Origin of the sequence: Paraburkholderia sp. Cpub6 (assembly GCF_014201065.1) — a bacterium.
GTDB lineage: Bacteria > Pseudomonadota > Gammaproteobacteria > Burkholderiales > Burkholderiaceae > Paraburkholderia > Paraburkholderia tuberum.
Genome location: NZ_JACHDM010000008.1, coordinates 86969 through 102240 on the forward strand (window position 1 = coordinate 86969; position 15272 = coordinate 102240).

Below are 15272 nucleotides of genomic sequence, written 5' to 3' on the forward strand. Positions count from 1 at the left end.
GTTACATCAGGTAATGCGGATCAGCTCTTGGCTTTCGGCATCTGCGATACCAGCGACAGGCCGATGTCCATGCCTTCCACCTGGAAGTGCGGAATGATGAAGAGCTTGATGCGGAAGAAGCCCGGGTTGTCCTCGATGTCCTCGACCGTGACCTTCGCCTCACGCAGCGGATGCGACGACTGCAACTCGTCACCCGGATCCTTCATCTCGGTCACGAGGCCCTTGATCCAGCTGTTCAGCTCAAGTTCGAGCAGACGCCGGTCCTTGGTCGTGCCGATGTTCTCGCGCTGGATCAGCTTCAGGTAGTGCGCAATGCGCGAGAGCAGGAAGATGTAAGGCAGGCGCGCATTGATGCGGCTGTTCGCGGTCGCCTCCCTAGTCTCGTACAGCGCCGGTTTCTGGGCCGAGCTGGCCGAGAAGAAGCACGCGAAGTCGTGGTTCTTGTAGAACGAGAGCGGAATGAAGCCGAGGTTGGCGAACTCGAATTCGCGGGTTTCGGGAATCAGCACTTCGGTCGGAATTTTCGGCTGCGCGCCGGTGCCCAGGTCGTACAGGTGAACCGGCAGGTCCTCGACCTTGCCGCCCGCCTGCGGGCCGCGGATCTGCACGCACCAGCCGTTGTTGACAAAGCTGCGCGTCATGTTGGCCGCGAAGGCGAACGACGCGTTGACCCACAGGTATTTGTCGTGGTCCGGACCCTTGACCGCTTCCTCATAGTTGAACGAACGCACCGGCGTCGTATCCTTGCCGTACGGCAGGCGACCGAGCACACGCGGCATTGTCAGGCCCACGTAGCGGGCGTCATCGGTGTCACGGAAGCTCTTCCACTTGATGTACTCGGCGCGATCAAAGTAGTTGCCGATATCCTGGATCGCGGCCACTTCTTCCATCGACTGCTTGCCGAAGAACGCGGCGCCGACTGAGCCGACGAACGGCATGTGCGCGGCTGCGGCCACCTTGGAAACGTTACGCAGCAGCGCCACGTCCTGCGGCGAGTTGGTGAACTCGTAGTCGCTGATCATCGCGCTGATCGGCTGACCACCCGGCGTATCGTATTCCTCGATATAGGTCAGACGGTACAGGCCGCTCTGGATGATCTCGGGCGTATCCTCGAAATCACGCTGCAGCGCTTCCTTCGACACGTCGAGTACTTCGACGCGCGCGTTCCGACGGAAGTCCGTCCGGCTCACGAGCATCTTGAGGCCACGCCAGCGGCCTTCGAGCGCCTGGAATTCCGGTGTATGCATCACTGCGTCAAGCTGCCGGCTGATCTGGCGGTCGATCTGGCCGATATGGAAATCGAGCAGCGACTTGTCGAGCCGGTCGACTGGCTTGCTGCCCTTGCTGATCAGATCGAGAAACGCACCCATGCCGCGCGCGATACGCTCGTCGGCTGAGGCCTCGGACAGCATGTCGCTGTCGCGGAAGGCGACCAGCGGCCGTGCCTCGGCGACGGGCTTCAGGTTGATCTTGCTGCACAGCGACGCATAGACGCTGTCATTGCCCCCATGGGGGGCGTCCAGCACGACGGTCTCGGTCGTGCCGCCTTGCTGCGATTCAGTGGGATTCATTTCGTGTCCTGTCTGCGATACTATCGCTACCTGCATATCTGTCCGGTTATGGAACGCGGTGAAGGCCGTCTTGGGCCGACGCCGTTCAGGCATGGCCTTCAGGCTGGGTGGCCGCCGTCGCGATCTGTGCGAGTTCGCCGCGCAGCTTGTCAGAGAGCGGCTTATCCTTCAGAATCTTCTCGAACTCACGGCGGAACGTGCCGTTATCGAGCAGATTCGATTTCAGGTCACGCAGCAGATTGCGCACCGCCAGCAGCGCCTGCATCTCCGGGATCTGACGTGCCACCTGTTCCGGCTCGAAGTCTTTCAGCGAGCGAAACGAGAGGTTCACCGGCAGTTCCGAGCCGTCACCGGCCAGGGTGTTTTCCGCAGCGACCTTGAGGTCCGGCGCGTAGTCAGCGAGAACAGAATCAAAATTATTCTTGTTGATGTCCGTTTTCTTGCGCTCGGCGAGCGGCGCCTGTTCCTTGCCCGCGCTGAAGTCACCGGCGACGAGCAGCTTCAACGGCAGCTCGACCTTCTTCTGGGCACCGCCCGTATGCAAATCTAACGTGATCGAAACCCGACTTTTCGGAATTTCGCGCTGGAAGCTGTCCATTTGTATTCCTTATTGAACGACGTTCAGGATCCCCCGCAGAACTCGCCCGATGCGATGCGGTGACCTCTTTCGATCGGGCGCACACGCATATGCGTGTTTCGCTCGCGAAGGACTCCTTGTGGTACCCCATAGCGCGGCCTCCATTCATGCGATCATTATTGCCACGCGTTATTAAACAGGTTTACCCGCGCCGAGTCAAAGTATGCCGGCGTTGTGAAATCGATACGGATTGTAAAGACATCTTGAATAATTGTTAATTATCATCAATTCAATGCGCATTCAGACTCGTCAATATGAATAATTTGATAAACGAGATATGCGAATGCGTGACAATTTTCACGAAACCGTTGCTGGCATTGGTTCACAAGGGCATGACATTGTCTGACAATCTTTCAATGATGAAGGCGGTACGATGGCAACATCGCGCTAACCATGCATCGAGAATATTGCCTATTCTGGCACGGACAATATCTCAAAAATAATCATCCTCTATTTGATGTAGTTCGCATGCTTAACTATTCTCAACTGTATACGGATCACAAGTCACGCGTATAGAATCGCCACTCACCATAATCCAAGATAACGGCACAACCACACCCATGCGGATCGATAAACCGCTCTTTCACGAAGGGCTGATCCTGACCCAACAGCACTTCCAGCAGCTGGGCCGAAACGTCGACTTCACGTTGAACCAGATCGCTGCCGCCTGCGTCGCCGAGCCGTGGGGCACGCAGGGCATCGATATCGACGAGGAAGTGCTTGCAGCTGGGCGTCTGAAGCTCACCCGACTGAAGCTGCGTTTTCCGGACGGCACACTGATCGACTCCACGGTGACCGATGCGTTGCCGCCTGCACGTGATCTGACGCAGGGACTGCCAGCCGATGTGCAGAGCGTGGTCGTGCTGGCCGCCCTGCCGCTGTTCAATGCCACGGGCAGCAACTGCCGGTTCGACGAAGCGACGCTGGCGCGGCCGCGGCGCTCATACCGGGAGTTCGTCAAGGTCATCGACCTCAACGGTACCGGCGAGGTCGAGATTGCCGCCGAACGCCATGCGGTGCGACTGCGGTTCGACTTCGAGTCGCATGCCGACGACACGGTGTGTGCGATTGCCCGGTTGACGCGTACCACGAGCGGGCAATTTCAGGTCGACCACCGATACGTGCCACCGTGCCTGACGCTTGGCAGTCATGCGCTGCACGTCGAACGGATCAATCGTCTTGCCGACATCCTGCAGGCGAAGAGCACGGCGCTGGGTTCGCGCAGAAGCGAACGCATCGAGCAGGTTGCCGAATACGGCGTGGCCGACGTGCAGCTGTTCTGGTTGCTCCACTGCATCCATACGGTCTGGCCGCAACTGCGGTTCTTCTCGACGCATCCGGGCCAGCCTCCGGAGCGGCTGTACTCGACGCTTGCCCAGCTCGCGAGCGTCCTCATGACGTTCTCGACCGGCTCGCAGCTCGGCGACATTCCGGCGTATGACCACGTACGTGCCGATGAAGTATTCGCCAGGTTGGAGACGCAGATCCGTGATCTGCTCGACGCGATCATTCCGTCGCGTGTGGTGTCGATTGGGCTCACGCACAGGAATCCGACGACGTGGGCGGGCCAGTTCCTCGACGAGCGCATCGTAGCGAGTTCCGCCGACTGGTATCTGTCGGTCCACGCCGCGTCGCCTGCATTCGAACTCGTCGAGCAGTTCCCGAGGCTCTGCAAGATAGGTGCGCCGGACGATATCGAGCACATCGTCAATTCGGCGCTCCCCGGCATTCCGCTGAAGGCCGTGCAGCGCGTGCCGGCCGCCATCCCGGTGCGGCTGGACAACCAGTACTTCGCGCTCGACGCGAGCGATCCCGCGCACGCGCGGATGCTGGCCGCCCGCGCCTGCCAGATCTACCTGCCGACGTCGGTTCCCGACGCGTCGCTTGAACTTTACGCGGTGTTGCGCTCATGAGCACGCTGACTCCTGCCCGCGGCGAGACCGCCCTGATGGGTGGATTCGCCTCTGCGAACCGTACTGCCGCCAGTGGTATTCGGGACCTGCTGCGCGACACCGCCCTGCTCGTGACGCGATTGTCCGAGGGTGCCCACGCGGAAGACCCTGCTACCCTGCGTCAACGTTGCAAGCAGCTGATGGCGGGTTTCTCAACCGCGCTCGATCAGCGCGGTTTTGCGGCGGACGTCCGCGAAGACGCAGAGGTTGCCCAATGCGGGCTGCTCGACGAGGCCGTACTGCGCAACCTGAGTGCGGAGAACAAGCCGGTCTGGGATGCGCAGCCGTTGCAGGTCGAGCGGTTTGGCAAGCATGACGCGGGCGAACGCGTGTTCGAACGGCTCGAGCAGCGGATGCGTGAAGCGTCGCCGCACATTGCGCTGCTCGAATGCTACGCGGCGGTCCTCGGGATGGGGTTCATGGGCCGCTACGCCCGTGAAGGCGAAGCGAAGCGTTCCGTGCTGATCGCCTCACTCAATACGCAACTCGAAAAACTGCGCCCCGAAGGAAGTCCCCTTGGGGGGCGCCCGGTCGCTGCCCGCCCTTTCTTTGCCGATCGTACCGGCAGGCGGTTCTCGGACTGGTTCTACCGCCTCTCGCCCTGGGCGATTGCCGGCCTCGCGTGCGTGGCGGCCGCGGTGATCTGGCTGATATGGGCACAGGTGCTCGATGCGCAGATTGCGCACCTCGTACCAACTGTACCGATGGCGCCGCCGCCGTGAAGTCCGATCTGCACGAACCGTCCGGACCGGCGCTCGGGGACACGAGCCGCACACTGGACCAGGCGCAGAGCCGCGCGCTGGAGGGCCTGGGTTACCCGTTCCGTGCCATCGTGACACTGATGGCCGCGCTCGCGCTCGCCGTTATCTGGCTGGTGTTGCCTGTCTCCCAGGAGGGCTTCCTTCGACCAACGAAAGTCCCTGTGGGACGGGGCGCCGGACAGGGTCTCGCATGGACGCTCACTGTCCCCATCGTCCTGTCATGGCTTGTACTGATCTGGCTGCGCACCCGTCAGCTCTCACGCGCGCGCGAACAGAACGTACACGTACTGACTGCACTCGGCGCCGCTACGTCGAATATCCCGGTCAACCTGCGCACCCGCATGCCGCTCGTGCTCGTGACCGGCGACGCCCTGGGGAACCTGTTCGACCGGATTGCCGGAGAGCGACGTCTCGCACACGTTGGCGACGGCGCAATATGGCTACGGGCCGACCGGCTGCAGGATCTGCCCCGCCTTGCGGTGGCCGTGAAGCAGTGGCGCGATGGGCGCGCACCCGATGGTGTCGTGCTGTCGGTGGCGCCCGCATTGCACGCGGGTGAAGATGTCCTGACGCAGAATCTGCGCGTCGTGCGGCAGTCCGTCGCTGACGCCTCGCGCATGCTCGGCGTGCGCCTGCCAGGCTTTGTTGCCGTCTACCAGCGGCTCACCAATGCGCCGGCCACACTCGCGATGCCACAGTGGTATGGCGTGTCATCGGCTACGCGCCTGGCTGACGCAAGCCGTTTTGAAGCCGTGGTCCAGGTGGCCGAAACTGAAGTTGAGCGGGCCGGAGGCGACCGCAGTGTGGCGGCAAGCGTGGCGGCACGCGCGGCAAGCCTGGCTTCGATCGTCGGCTGGACCCAGCGCGTCGTGATCGGCGTCCTAAGCGACCGCCGGCAGCCGGCCACGCCGTGGACACTGTTCGGCGCGGGCTGGATCGATTGCGGGCCGGCGAGCGGTCCGGGCAGGCCCTGGGAGCGCGACGTCGAAATGCAGACCCGGGTCGTGCCGCCTGCACTGCCGGCGTCCCCGCTGCCGTGGCCGCTGCCCCAGCCGTTGATCGAGGCCATGCCGCGGCGGTTGTGGATGTCGCCGCGCCTGGCGGCTCTCGCCCACGCCGTTGCTCTGGTTGCCTGCGCGATCGCGGTGGCGTTTTGGGGCGCCGCCAGGAACAATCAGGCGCTGATCACCCGTATCGGCGCGGATCTCGGAAGATATTCGATGATTCCTGCTGCACACGACGCCGCAAAGCGCGATGCGCTGCAGGCTCTCGTGGCCGATCGCGACCAGCTCGACCGCTATTCACGCACAGGGGTGCCGCTCGGACTTTCCTTCGGCATGTACCGCGGTGCGCAGTTGATGCCGGCGCTCAACCAGGCGATCGCAACCTACCAGCCGCCGCCGCCTCCGCCTGCGGTGGTCACGCTTGACAGCATGTCGCTGTTCGACAGCGGCCGCGCGCAACTGAAGCCCGGCTCGACGCGCGCGATGGTCGGCGCGCTTGAAATGATCAGGTCGCATCCGGACAAACGGATTCTCGTGGCCGGTTATACCGACAACGTTGGCAGTCCGGACAGCAACCTGACGCTGTCGGTCGCACGCGCGGGCGCGGTGCGCGACTGGCTCATCGAGGTGTCGGGCATTGCCGCCACGCAGTTCGCGATCCAGGGCTACGGCGATACGCGGCCGATCGCGAGCAACGATACGCAGGAGGGGCGAGCCAGGAACCGGCGCGTCGAAATCACGCTGGTGCCGGACGCCCCAAAAGAAATCCCGTTGGAGGATTCGACCAGATAGCAGGACCTCTTTTAGCCCTCGAAGCGAACGCTTCGGGTTTCAGAGGCTCGGGGGCTGGCTCCGGGCGATTGTCGTAGTACCAGAAAAGGGAGTGAAAGATGGCAATTCCGGCTTACATGTGGGTCAAGGACGACGGTGGTGCGGACATCAAGGGTTCGGTGACGGTCCAGGGTCGCGAAGGCAGCGTCGAGCTCGTCGCGTTCGACCATGGCGTGAACATCCCGACCGACGGCAACACGGGCAAGCTGACCGGTACGCGCGTGCACAAGCCGATCAAGCTGACCAAGGAAACCGATGCGTCGACGCCGTACCTGTACAAGGCGGTGACGAGCGGTCAGACGCTGAAGTCGGTCGAGATCAAGTGGTACAAGATCGACGACGCGGGCAAGGAGAAAGAGTACTTCAACACCAGGCTCGACAATGTGAAGATCGTGGCGGTCAACCCGAAGATGCTCGATATCAAGAATCCGGACTACGAGAAGCACAACCACATCGAAGAGGTCGAGTTGCGCTACGAGACGATCACGTGGTCGTACAAGGACGGCAACATCATCCACAAGGATACCTGGAACGAGCGTTCCTGATCCTGGCCACAAGCCATGTTGTGCCGGAACCGGTACTGCACCCCGCAGCCGGTTCCTTTTTGCCAGCCCCGTACGTGGGCTGGCACTTTTTTGATACGGGTAGAGCGGCGTTTCTGCCCCGTTCCGTGATACGGCATTGATATGACACTGCGCGACTCTACCCACCTGCTTCGCCGGCTCAACCCGCACTGCGCGAGAGCGCTCGAGGCGGCTGCGAGCCTCTGCCAGGCGCGCCTCGCGGACGAGATCACCGTCGAGCACTGGCTGCTCAAGCTTATCGAGGCAGACGACGGCGACATTCCTACGATCTTGCGCCACTACGGAATCGACATCAATGCCGTCTGGGACGCGCTAATGGCGGCGATCGATCACCTGCCCCGCAACCTGCGCGGCAAACCCGCCCTTTCCCTACAGCTGGCGACCGTGCTGCAGGATGCCTGGAACTGGGCATCATCGCAGGAGGCTGATCAGCCCATCCGTTCCGGTCATCTGTTGCAGGCGATTGTTGACGCGCCGCACGTGCTGCGTGCGCAAAACGCGCGGCCGCTGCTGTCGGTCAGTAGCGCGCAGATCCAGCGCCTGATCCCGCGACTCGGCCACCAGTCCTGCGAAAACCAGCCCGACGAAGCAGAACCGGCGAGAGCGTCAGCATCCGAAGTCGACGCAAGCCAACCGCCGTCGGCCACGAGTGCGCCCACGAAACATGCGCCGCCGCGCTCGACCGACGGCGAGGCACTTGCCCGGTTCGCTATCGACCTGACCGACAAGGCCCGTCGCGGCGAGATTGACCCCGTGTTCGGGCGCGAACGCGAAATCCAGCAGATGGTCGACGTGCTCGCGCGGCGACGCAAGAACAATCCGATCCTCGTCGGCGAGCCGGGTGTTGGCAAGACCGCGCTGGTCGAAGGCCTCGCGCTACGCGTCGCTGAAGGCAGCGTGCCCAATGTGATCCGCGACGTACGCATTCTGACGCTCGACCTGGGCCTGCTGCAGGCAGGCGCCGGTGTGAAGGGCGAATTCGAGCAGCGCCTGAAGAACGTGATCGATGAGGTGCAGGCTTCGCCCGTGCCAATCCTGCTCTTCATCGACGAAGCCCACACGCTGATCGGCGCGGGCAACGCCGCCGGCGGCGCCGACGCGGCGAACCTGCTGAAACCCGCGCTCGCGCGTGGTGAACTGCGCACGATCGCGGCCACCACCTGGTCGGAATACAAGGAATATTTTGAGCGCGACGCGGCACTCGAGCGGCGCTTCCAGATCATCAAGGTCGACGAGCCCGATGACGAAGCAGCGTGTCTGATGCTGCGGGGGCTCGCGAGCCGCTACGCGAAACACCATAACGTGCATATCCGCGACGAAGCGCTCGTCGCGGCCGTGAAACTCTCGCGCCGCTATATCCCGGCCCGGCAGTTGCCCGACAAGGCGGTCGACCTGATCGACACGGCCGCGGCGCGCGTGCGCATGGGGCTGGAATCGCCGCCGTCCGAGCTGCAGCGTGCCCGCGCAGCAGTCGCCGCGATCGAAATTGAACGCTCGACGCTCGACGCGGACGAACGGGCCGGCGTTGACGACGTCACGCCGCGACGTGATGCGCTCATTGCTGCTCTTGCTGATGCGAACAGTGAACTGATGGCTTTGCAGGCGCGCTACGAGCATGAGTTGGGGCTTGTCCAGGCGTTGCATGTACAGCGGGACACGAAAGATTCAAAACCGGATGCCGGAGCGCTTGCGAGCGCGAAGCGGACACTGGCCGATGCACAGGGCAGGACAGCGCTGGTTTTTGCGGACGTTGATGCGCAGGCGATCGCACGCGTAGTCGCTGAGTGGACCGGCGTGCCGGTCGGCGATCTTGTCGAGGACGAACTCAGGAGCCTGCTGACGATCGAGGACAGTCTCGCGAAGCGGGTCGTCGCACAGGACGATGCGCTGGCCGCGCTCGCGGAGAGCCTGCGCACCGCCAAGGCGGGGCTGAAGAGCGAGCGCACGCCGCTCGGCGTGTTCCTGCTGGCTGGTCCCTCGGGTGTCGGCAAGACCGAGACAGCGCTTGCGCTTGCCGATGTGCTATTCGGCGGTGAGGCGGCGCTCACGACCATCAACATGTCGGAGTACCAGGAAGCACACACGGTGTCGCAACTGAAAGGCTCGCCGCCTGGCTACGTCGGCTATGGCCGCGGCGGCATCCTGACCGAAGCGGTGCGGCAACGCCCGTACAGCGTCGTGCTGCTCGATGAGATCGAGAAGGCTCATCGCGATGTGCTCGACATCTTTTATCAGGTGTTCGATCGCGGCATGATGCGCGACGGCGAAGGCCGCGAAATCGACTTCCGCAACTGCGTGATCCTGATGACCTCCAACCTCGGCAGCGCGCAGATCGACGAGGCAACCGCGGAGAACCCCGCCATCTCGCAGGCCGAACTGCTCGAGGCGATTCATCCGCAACTGGTTGGGCACTTCCAGCCCGCGCTGCTCGCGCGCTTCCAGACGCTGGCGTATCGCCCTCTGGGCGCAGGCGCGCTCGCTTCGATCGTGCGGCTCAAGCTCGCGAAAATCGCCGACCGTCTGCGCAGGCAGCACGACGTCGCATTGACCGCCGATGACGCCCTGACCGATTCACTCGCGCAGCGTTGCCTCGCGCGTGAATCGGGTGCGCGCAACGTCGATGCGTTCCTCAACCAGCGGATCCTGCCCGCCGTGTCGCGCGAACTGCTCACGCGGATGGCGAACGGCGCGGCGCCGGCGGAAATCCGGCTGTCGAGTTCGCCTGAAGGGAATCTCACGATCGACTTTCTAGATCGTGGTGACGCATTTGCGGCAGCCGTTGCACATGTGAGCGACGCGGTGCCGGCCGGCGCCAGCGCCTGACGGAGCAGACGATGGCAGGCCCCTCGCTCTACGACATGCTCCTTGGCCAGATCGGCGGTGAGTCGCTCGACGCCTACGACGACAGAACGCTGGAAATCATGAGCGTGCAACAGAATGTGCGGCGCATCCTCAACACGCGCGCGGGCGCGCTCAAGCACCTGCCCGATTATGGCCTGCCGGACCTCACGAACATCTACAAGGCACTGCCCGCTTCGTCCCACCTGCTCAGGCAGCAGATGGAGGCAACGCTTTTGAAGTACGAACCCCGGATTCGCGCAATCGACGTCGAGATCATCGACAATCAGGACCCCGGCGTGCTCGTGAGCTTCGAGATGACGTGCCACATGAAGAAGGCCGGCCTGGTGCGGTTCGGCACGTACTTCGAGCCACCGGGACGGATGCGACTTGAGCGGAAGACTGAAGCAAAGTAGCCCTTCGATCAGTGAAGAACCCGATCCGCTGAGACAGGGCCATCTTATAGATGGCCCTGTCCGCCCACGCAAATTTCTTCATTATTGTTTCACTGTCTATTTCCGGCTTCGTGCCGTGCATTTGCAATGCGTATGTGGGAATCCCTTCAATACGACTTTTGCTTGCCCGAAAGAGATGCAAAAACCCGCCTCTTTTGCACGCAAGGCGTTGCGCATTGGATATACAGTTGCTTTCCAACCAGTCCGGTTAACGGCAATGCTTCCGTCTGCTTGAATGTCCCGGCCAGTGCGAGTGCCGTTGTGCGGCGTTCATACGGATGGCTCCTTCTCCTTGTAGACGTGGGTGACGAATCGAAGATTCGTCATTTGGTGCGAAAGACGCAAGTCCAGTATATGAGGTGCAGATGGAAACAACTTCGCTCTGGATAACGGCACCATCGGATGCCTACCGGCTTTGGCAGGAAGCGGATGCGGTCGGCGCCGACCGAAAGCCATGGCCTCCTCGGGTGTCCGTCCTGTTATTGGCGACGCCGTGCGAAATTTAGGTGCAGCGCATCGCAACCTTTTCTCCCCGCTCTGGCCGGAAAACAGGAAGTGATCAAGAATTTGAGCAATTCGGCGCCCCGATTACACACTTCCGGGTCTGCTCTCGCTGCAAGTCGAATGCGCTTTTCTCCGGGCGTAGCCCAAGCCCTCCTAGTTCTCGCCTGCTTTGATGCAGGCTTTGTTGCGCGTCCCCGAAGGGGCTCCCGCCCCTGCTTTCGCATACTGAAACGTCAGTCCGATATTCCGCATTGTGAGAGACGCGTGACACTCTTTATTTTTCACTGACGCTTTTTATTTCCAGGATCAAGAACACGACTCGAGACCCGTCCCCGAAATTTACTTGACATCTAAACTATCAAAACCTAAATTAATCTCACCGCAGAGTTCATTTTGGGGAACCAGCATGCGCATAGTCTGTATCGGCGGCGGTCCGGCCGGTTTGTACTTCGGTCTGTTGATGAAACAACGCAACCCCGGCCATGAAGTCATGGTAATCGAGCGCAACCGCCCCTACGACACCTTCGGCTGGGGCGTCGTGTTCTCCGACCAGACGCTCGGCAATCTGCGCGCCGCCGACGCCCCGAGCGCCGAGGCGATTCTCGACGCGTTCAATCACTGGGACGACATCGAGATTCACTTTCGCGGCCACAGCGTGCGCTCATCGGGCCACGGTTTTTGCGGCATCGGTCGCAAACGTCTGCTGAATATCCTGCAAGCGCGCTGCGAAGAACTCGGCGTGAAGCTCGTGTTCGAAACCCAGGTCGTGGACGACAGCGCGTACGACGCGGACCTGATCATCGCGAGCGACGGCCTGAACAGCCTCGTGCGCCAGAAATACGCGGACACCTACCAGCCGGACATCGACGTGCGCGACTGCCGCTTCGTGTGGCTCGGTACGAAGAAGCTGTTCGACGCGTTCACGTTCGCGTTCGAGCAAACCGAATTCGGCTGGTTCCAGGCGCACGCCTACCGCTTCGACGATCGAACCTCGACGTTCATCGTGGAAACACCGGAACGCGTGTGGCGCGCCGCCGGTCTCGACGAAATGAGCAAGGAAGACAGCATCGCGTTCTGCGAGAAGCTGTTCGCGAAGTACCTCGACGGCAACGCGCTGATGTCGAACGCGGCGCATCTGCGCGGCTCGTCGCAATGGATCCGTTTTCCGCGCGTCGTCAACAAGGAATGGGTGCATTGGCGCAGCAACGCAAACGGCACACGAACGCCGATCGTGCTGATGGGCGACGCCGCGCACACCGCGCACTTCTCGATCGGCTCGGGCACCAAGCTCGCGCTCGAAGACGCGATCGAACTCGCGAACAGCATCAGCGCGCACCCGGGTTCGCACCTGGACGATCTGGCCGCCGCATTGAAGCACTACACCGAAGTACGCAGCGTCGACGTGCTGCGCATCCAGAACGCCGCGCGCAATTCGACCGAATGGTTCGAGCACGTCGATCGTTATACGTCGTTCGAGCCGGAACAGTTCGCGTATTCGTTACTCACGCGCTCGCAGCGCATCTCGCACGAGAACCTGCGCGAGCGCGATGCGCAGTATCTCTCCGGTTTCGAGGACTGGCTCGCGAAGCGCGCGGGTGTCGAGCGCGCCGCTGACAGGCATTCGATTCCGCCGATGTTCACCCCCTTGAAGGTGCGCGGCGTCAAGCTGAAAAATCGCGTGATGGTGTCGCCGATGGCGCAGTACTCGGCGGTAAACGGCGTGGCCGGCGACTATCACCTGATGCATCTCGGCGCGCGCGCGATGGGCGGCGCCGCGCTCGTGATGACCGAGATGACCTGCGTGTCGCCCGAAGCGCGCATCACGCCCGGATGCCCGGGCATGTACGCGCCCGAGCATCTGGTCGCGTGGAAACGCATCGTCGATCTGGTCCATCTGCAATCGGATGCGAAGATCGGCATCCAGCTCGGCCACTCCGGCGCGAAAGGTTCGACCCGCGTCGCGTGGGAAGGCATCGATCAGCCGCTCGACGAAGGCAACTGGCCACTCGTTTCGGCGTCGTCGCAGCAGTATCTGCGCGGTATCAGCCAGCATTCGCGCGAAGCCACACACGAGGAGCTGCGCACCATCGAGCAGCAGTTCGTCGAGGCGACGCGCATGTCGATCGAAGCGGGTTTCGACTGGCTCGAACTGCATTGCGCGCATGGCTATTTCCTGTCGAGCTTCCTGTCGCCGCTCACGAATCACCGTACCGACACATATGGCGGTCCGCTCGAAAACCGTCTGCGTTATCCGCTGCAGGTATTCAGCGCGATCCGCGCGGTGTGGCCGCAAGACAAGCCGATCTCGGTGCGGATTTCGGCGCACGACTGGGTCGAGGGCGGCAACACGCCCGACGATGCCGTGAAGATCGCGCAAGCGTTCAAGGCGGCCGGCGCGGACATGATCGACGTGTCGTCGGGCCAGGTCAGCAAGGAAGAAAAGCCCGTGTTTGGCCGCATGTTCCAGACGCCGTTCGCCGATCGCGTGCGCAACGAAGCCGGCATCGCGACGATCGCGGTCGGCGCGATTTCGGAAGCGGACCACGTGAACAGCATCATCGCGGCGGGTCGCGCCGATCTGTGCGCGATCGCGCGTCCGCATCTCGCGAATCCGTCATGGACATTGAACGAAGCGGCAAAGATCGGCTATCTCGACGTCGCGTGGCCGAAACCCTATACCGCCGCGAAAATGCAGCTCGAACGCAACCTCGAACGCGAGCGTACGCAGGCCATCGCCAACGCCGGCCTCACGGCGCAACAACGCGCGCAACGCGCCGAAGGAACCGTGTGAACACCTCAGACACTCCTCTCGCCGGACAACACGCGGTCGTCACCGGCGGCGGCAGCGGCATCGGCGCGGCCATCGCGCAGGCGCTGCTGCGCGATGGCGCGCGCGTCACGCTGATGGGCCGCGACGCGCAACGCCTCGACACGCAGCGAGAGCAATGCGCGGCGCTCGGCGACGTCGCGTGTATCAGCGTGGACGTCACGCAAGAAGATTCAGTGGCGCGCGCATTCGAGCAGGCGGGCGCCGTCGATATCCTCGTGAACAACGCGGGCCAGGCGCAGGCCGCGCCGTTCACGCACACCGATATCGCGCTGTGGCAACGCATGCTCGACGTGAATCTGACTGGCGTGTTTCTCGGCACGCGCGCCGTCCTGCCCGGCATGCTCGAGCGTGGCTATGGCCGCATCGTCAATGTCGCGAGCACCGCGGGGCAAATCGGCTATGCGTACGTCGCCGCGTATTGCGCCGCGAAGCACGGCGTGATCGGTCTCACGCGCTCGCTCGCGCTCGAAACCGCGACGCGCGGGATCACGGTCAATGCAGTGTGCCCCGGCTACACCGAAACCGAGCTGCTGCATGCCTCGCTCGAACAGATCACGAGCAAGACCTCGCGCACCGAAGCACAGGCGCGCGAAACGCTGCTGCGCTCGAATCCGCAGCGCCGCTTCGTGAATCCGGAGCAGGTCGCGAACGCGGTGTTGTGGCTGTGCCGCCCCGGCTCGGATGCGATCACCGGGCAAGCCATTTCCATTTCGGGTGGAGAAGTGATGTGAGCAAATCAACCCAGGCAAAAAAGTCGGCGGCGGCATCGGATGCGAAGCTGTCGCGCAAAGGCGTGGCTCAACCCGCGGAGAACGTCGTGGACCTCGAAATGAGCACCGGTGCGGACAGCCACATGGGCCTGCGTTTGTGGCTGCGCATGCTGACCACCACCAACCTCGTCCAGGCCGAATTGCGCAAACGTCTGCGCACCGAATTCGACACCACGCTGCCGCGATTCGATCTGATGGCGCAGCTCGAACGACATCCCGATGGCCTGAAGATGACCGAGCTGTCGCGCCGTTTGATGGTGACGGGCGGCAACGTCACTGGCATCACCGATCAGCTCGAAAAAGAAGGGCTCGTCACGCGCGACACCGATCCGAACGACCGCCGCTCGATCAGCGTGTGCCTGACGCCCGCTGGCCGCAAGGCGTTCGACAAAATGGCCGTCGCGCACGAGCAATGGGTCGTCGAACTGTTCGGCGGCCTGAGCCTCGACGAAAAGATGAAGACGCATCAGGACCTCGGCAAGCTCAAGCAGCATCTGCTCGACAGCCTGAGAGGCTGACTTCGCACTGGAGGAAT

11 protein-coding genes are annotated in these 15272 nt (G+C 62.6%); 9 read left to right on the forward strand and 2 right to left on the reverse strand.

Annotated features, from left to right (window positions below; genetic code table 11):
• Window positions 1-20: 20 nt before the first annotated feature.
• Both tssC and tssB read right to left on the reverse strand, forming a co-directional pair.
• Window positions 21-1571, reverse strand: a complete 1551-nt coding sequence (tssC, locus tag HDG33_RS16365; protein ID WP_184030341.1) for a type VI secretion system contractile sheath large subunit — start codon at window positions 1569-1571, stop codon at window positions 21-23.
• A gap of 85 nt (window positions 1572-1656) precedes the next feature.
• Entirely contained in the window at window positions 1657-2169 is a 513-nt protein-coding gene (gene tssB, locus HDG33_RS16370; protein WP_090807869.1) for a type VI secretion system contractile sheath small subunit, read from the reverse strand.
• 599 nt (window positions 2170-2768) lie between these two features.
• On the opposite strand from tssB, the gene tssK reads away from it, so the two are divergent.
• From tssK to HDG33_RS16415, 9 genes are all read left to right on the forward strand, one after another.
• A complete protein-coding gene (tssK, locus tag HDG33_RS16375) occupies window positions 2769-4121 on the forward strand; it encodes a type VI secretion system baseplate subunit TssK (protein WP_184030360.1) in 1353 nt (450 codons plus the stop codon).
• On the forward strand, window positions 4118-4882 hold the full coding sequence (locus tag HDG33_RS16380) for a DotU family type IV/VI secretion system protein (protein WP_184030363.1): 765 nt from the start codon (window positions 4118-4120) through the stop codon (window positions 4880-4882). Before tssK ends, HDG33_RS16380 begins: the two co-directional genes overlap by 4 nt.
• Window positions 4879-6717, forward strand: coding sequence for an OmpA family protein (locus HDG33_RS16385; protein ID WP_409259027.1), 1839 nt, complete (start codon window positions 4879-4881; stop codon window positions 6715-6717). Before HDG33_RS16380 ends, HDG33_RS16385 begins: the two co-directional genes overlap by 4 nt.
• 98 nt (window positions 6718-6815) lie before the next feature.
• A complete protein-coding gene (locus HDG33_RS16390; protein ID WP_090807873.1) occupies window positions 6816-7301 on the forward strand; it encodes an Hcp family type VI secretion system effector in 486 nt (161 codons plus the stop codon).
• 141 nt (window positions 7302-7442) lie between these two features.
• Complete coding sequence (gene tssH, locus HDG33_RS16395) at window positions 7443-10163, forward strand: type VI secretion system ATPase TssH (protein ID WP_184030369.1); 2721 nt, start codon at window positions 7443-7445, stop codon at window positions 10161-10163.
• Between the two features lie 11 nt (window positions 10164-10174).
• A complete protein-coding gene (tssE, locus tag HDG33_RS16400; RefSeq protein ID WP_090807878.1) occupies window positions 10175-10594 on the forward strand; it encodes a type VI secretion system baseplate subunit TssE in 420 nt (139 codons plus the stop codon).
• 949 nt (window positions 10595-11543) lie between these two features.
• Window positions 11544-13928, forward strand: coding sequence for a bifunctional salicylyl-CoA 5-hydroxylase/oxidoreductase (locus tag HDG33_RS16405; protein ID WP_184030372.1), 2385 nt, complete (start codon window positions 11544-11546; stop codon window positions 13926-13928).
• Complete coding sequence (locus HDG33_RS16410) at window positions 13925-14698, forward strand: SDR family NAD(P)-dependent oxidoreductase (protein ID WP_184030375.1); 774 nt, start codon at window positions 13925-13927, stop codon at window positions 14696-14698. Before HDG33_RS16405 ends, HDG33_RS16410 begins: the two co-directional genes overlap by 4 nt.
• Window positions 14695-15255, forward strand: coding sequence for a MarR family winged helix-turn-helix transcriptional regulator (locus HDG33_RS16415; RefSeq protein ID WP_184030378.1), 561 nt, complete (start codon window positions 14695-14697; stop codon window positions 15253-15255). The genes HDG33_RS16410 and HDG33_RS16415 overlap by 4 nt, the downstream gene beginning before the upstream one ends.
• The last annotated feature ends 17 nt before the right edge of the window (window positions 15256-15272 follow it).

Bases quoted from the DNA above. Each gene is read 5' to 3' on its own strand.
- tssC (WP_184030341.1), bottom strand. From the start codon at position 1,571: ATGAATCCCACTGAATCGCAGCAAGGCGGCACGACCGAGACCGTCGTG.
- tssB (WP_090807869.1), bottom strand. From the start codon at position 2,169: ATGGACAGCTTCCAGCGCGAAATTCCGAAAAGTCGGGTTTCGATCACG.
- tssK (WP_184030360.1), top strand. From the start codon at position 2,769: ATGCGGATCGATAAACCGCTCTTTCACGAAGGGCTGATCCTGACCCAA.
- HDG33_RS16380 (WP_184030363.1), top strand. From the start codon at position 4,118: ATGAGCACGCTGACTCCTGCCCGCGGCGAGACCGCCCTGATGGGTGGA.
- HDG33_RS16390 (WP_090807873.1), top strand. From the start codon at position 6,816: ATGGCAATTCCGGCTTACATGTGGGTCAAGGACGACGGTGGTGCGGAC.
- tssH (WP_184030369.1), top strand. From the start codon at position 7,443: ATGACACTGCGCGACTCTACCCACCTGCTTCGCCGGCTCAACCCGCAC.
- tssE (WP_090807878.1), top strand. From the start codon at position 10,175: ATGGCAGGCCCCTCGCTCTACGACATGCTCCTTGGCCAGATCGGCGGT.
- HDG33_RS16405 (WP_184030372.1), top strand. From the start codon at position 11,544: ATGCGCATAGTCTGTATCGGCGGCGGTCCGGCCGGTTTGTACTTCGGT.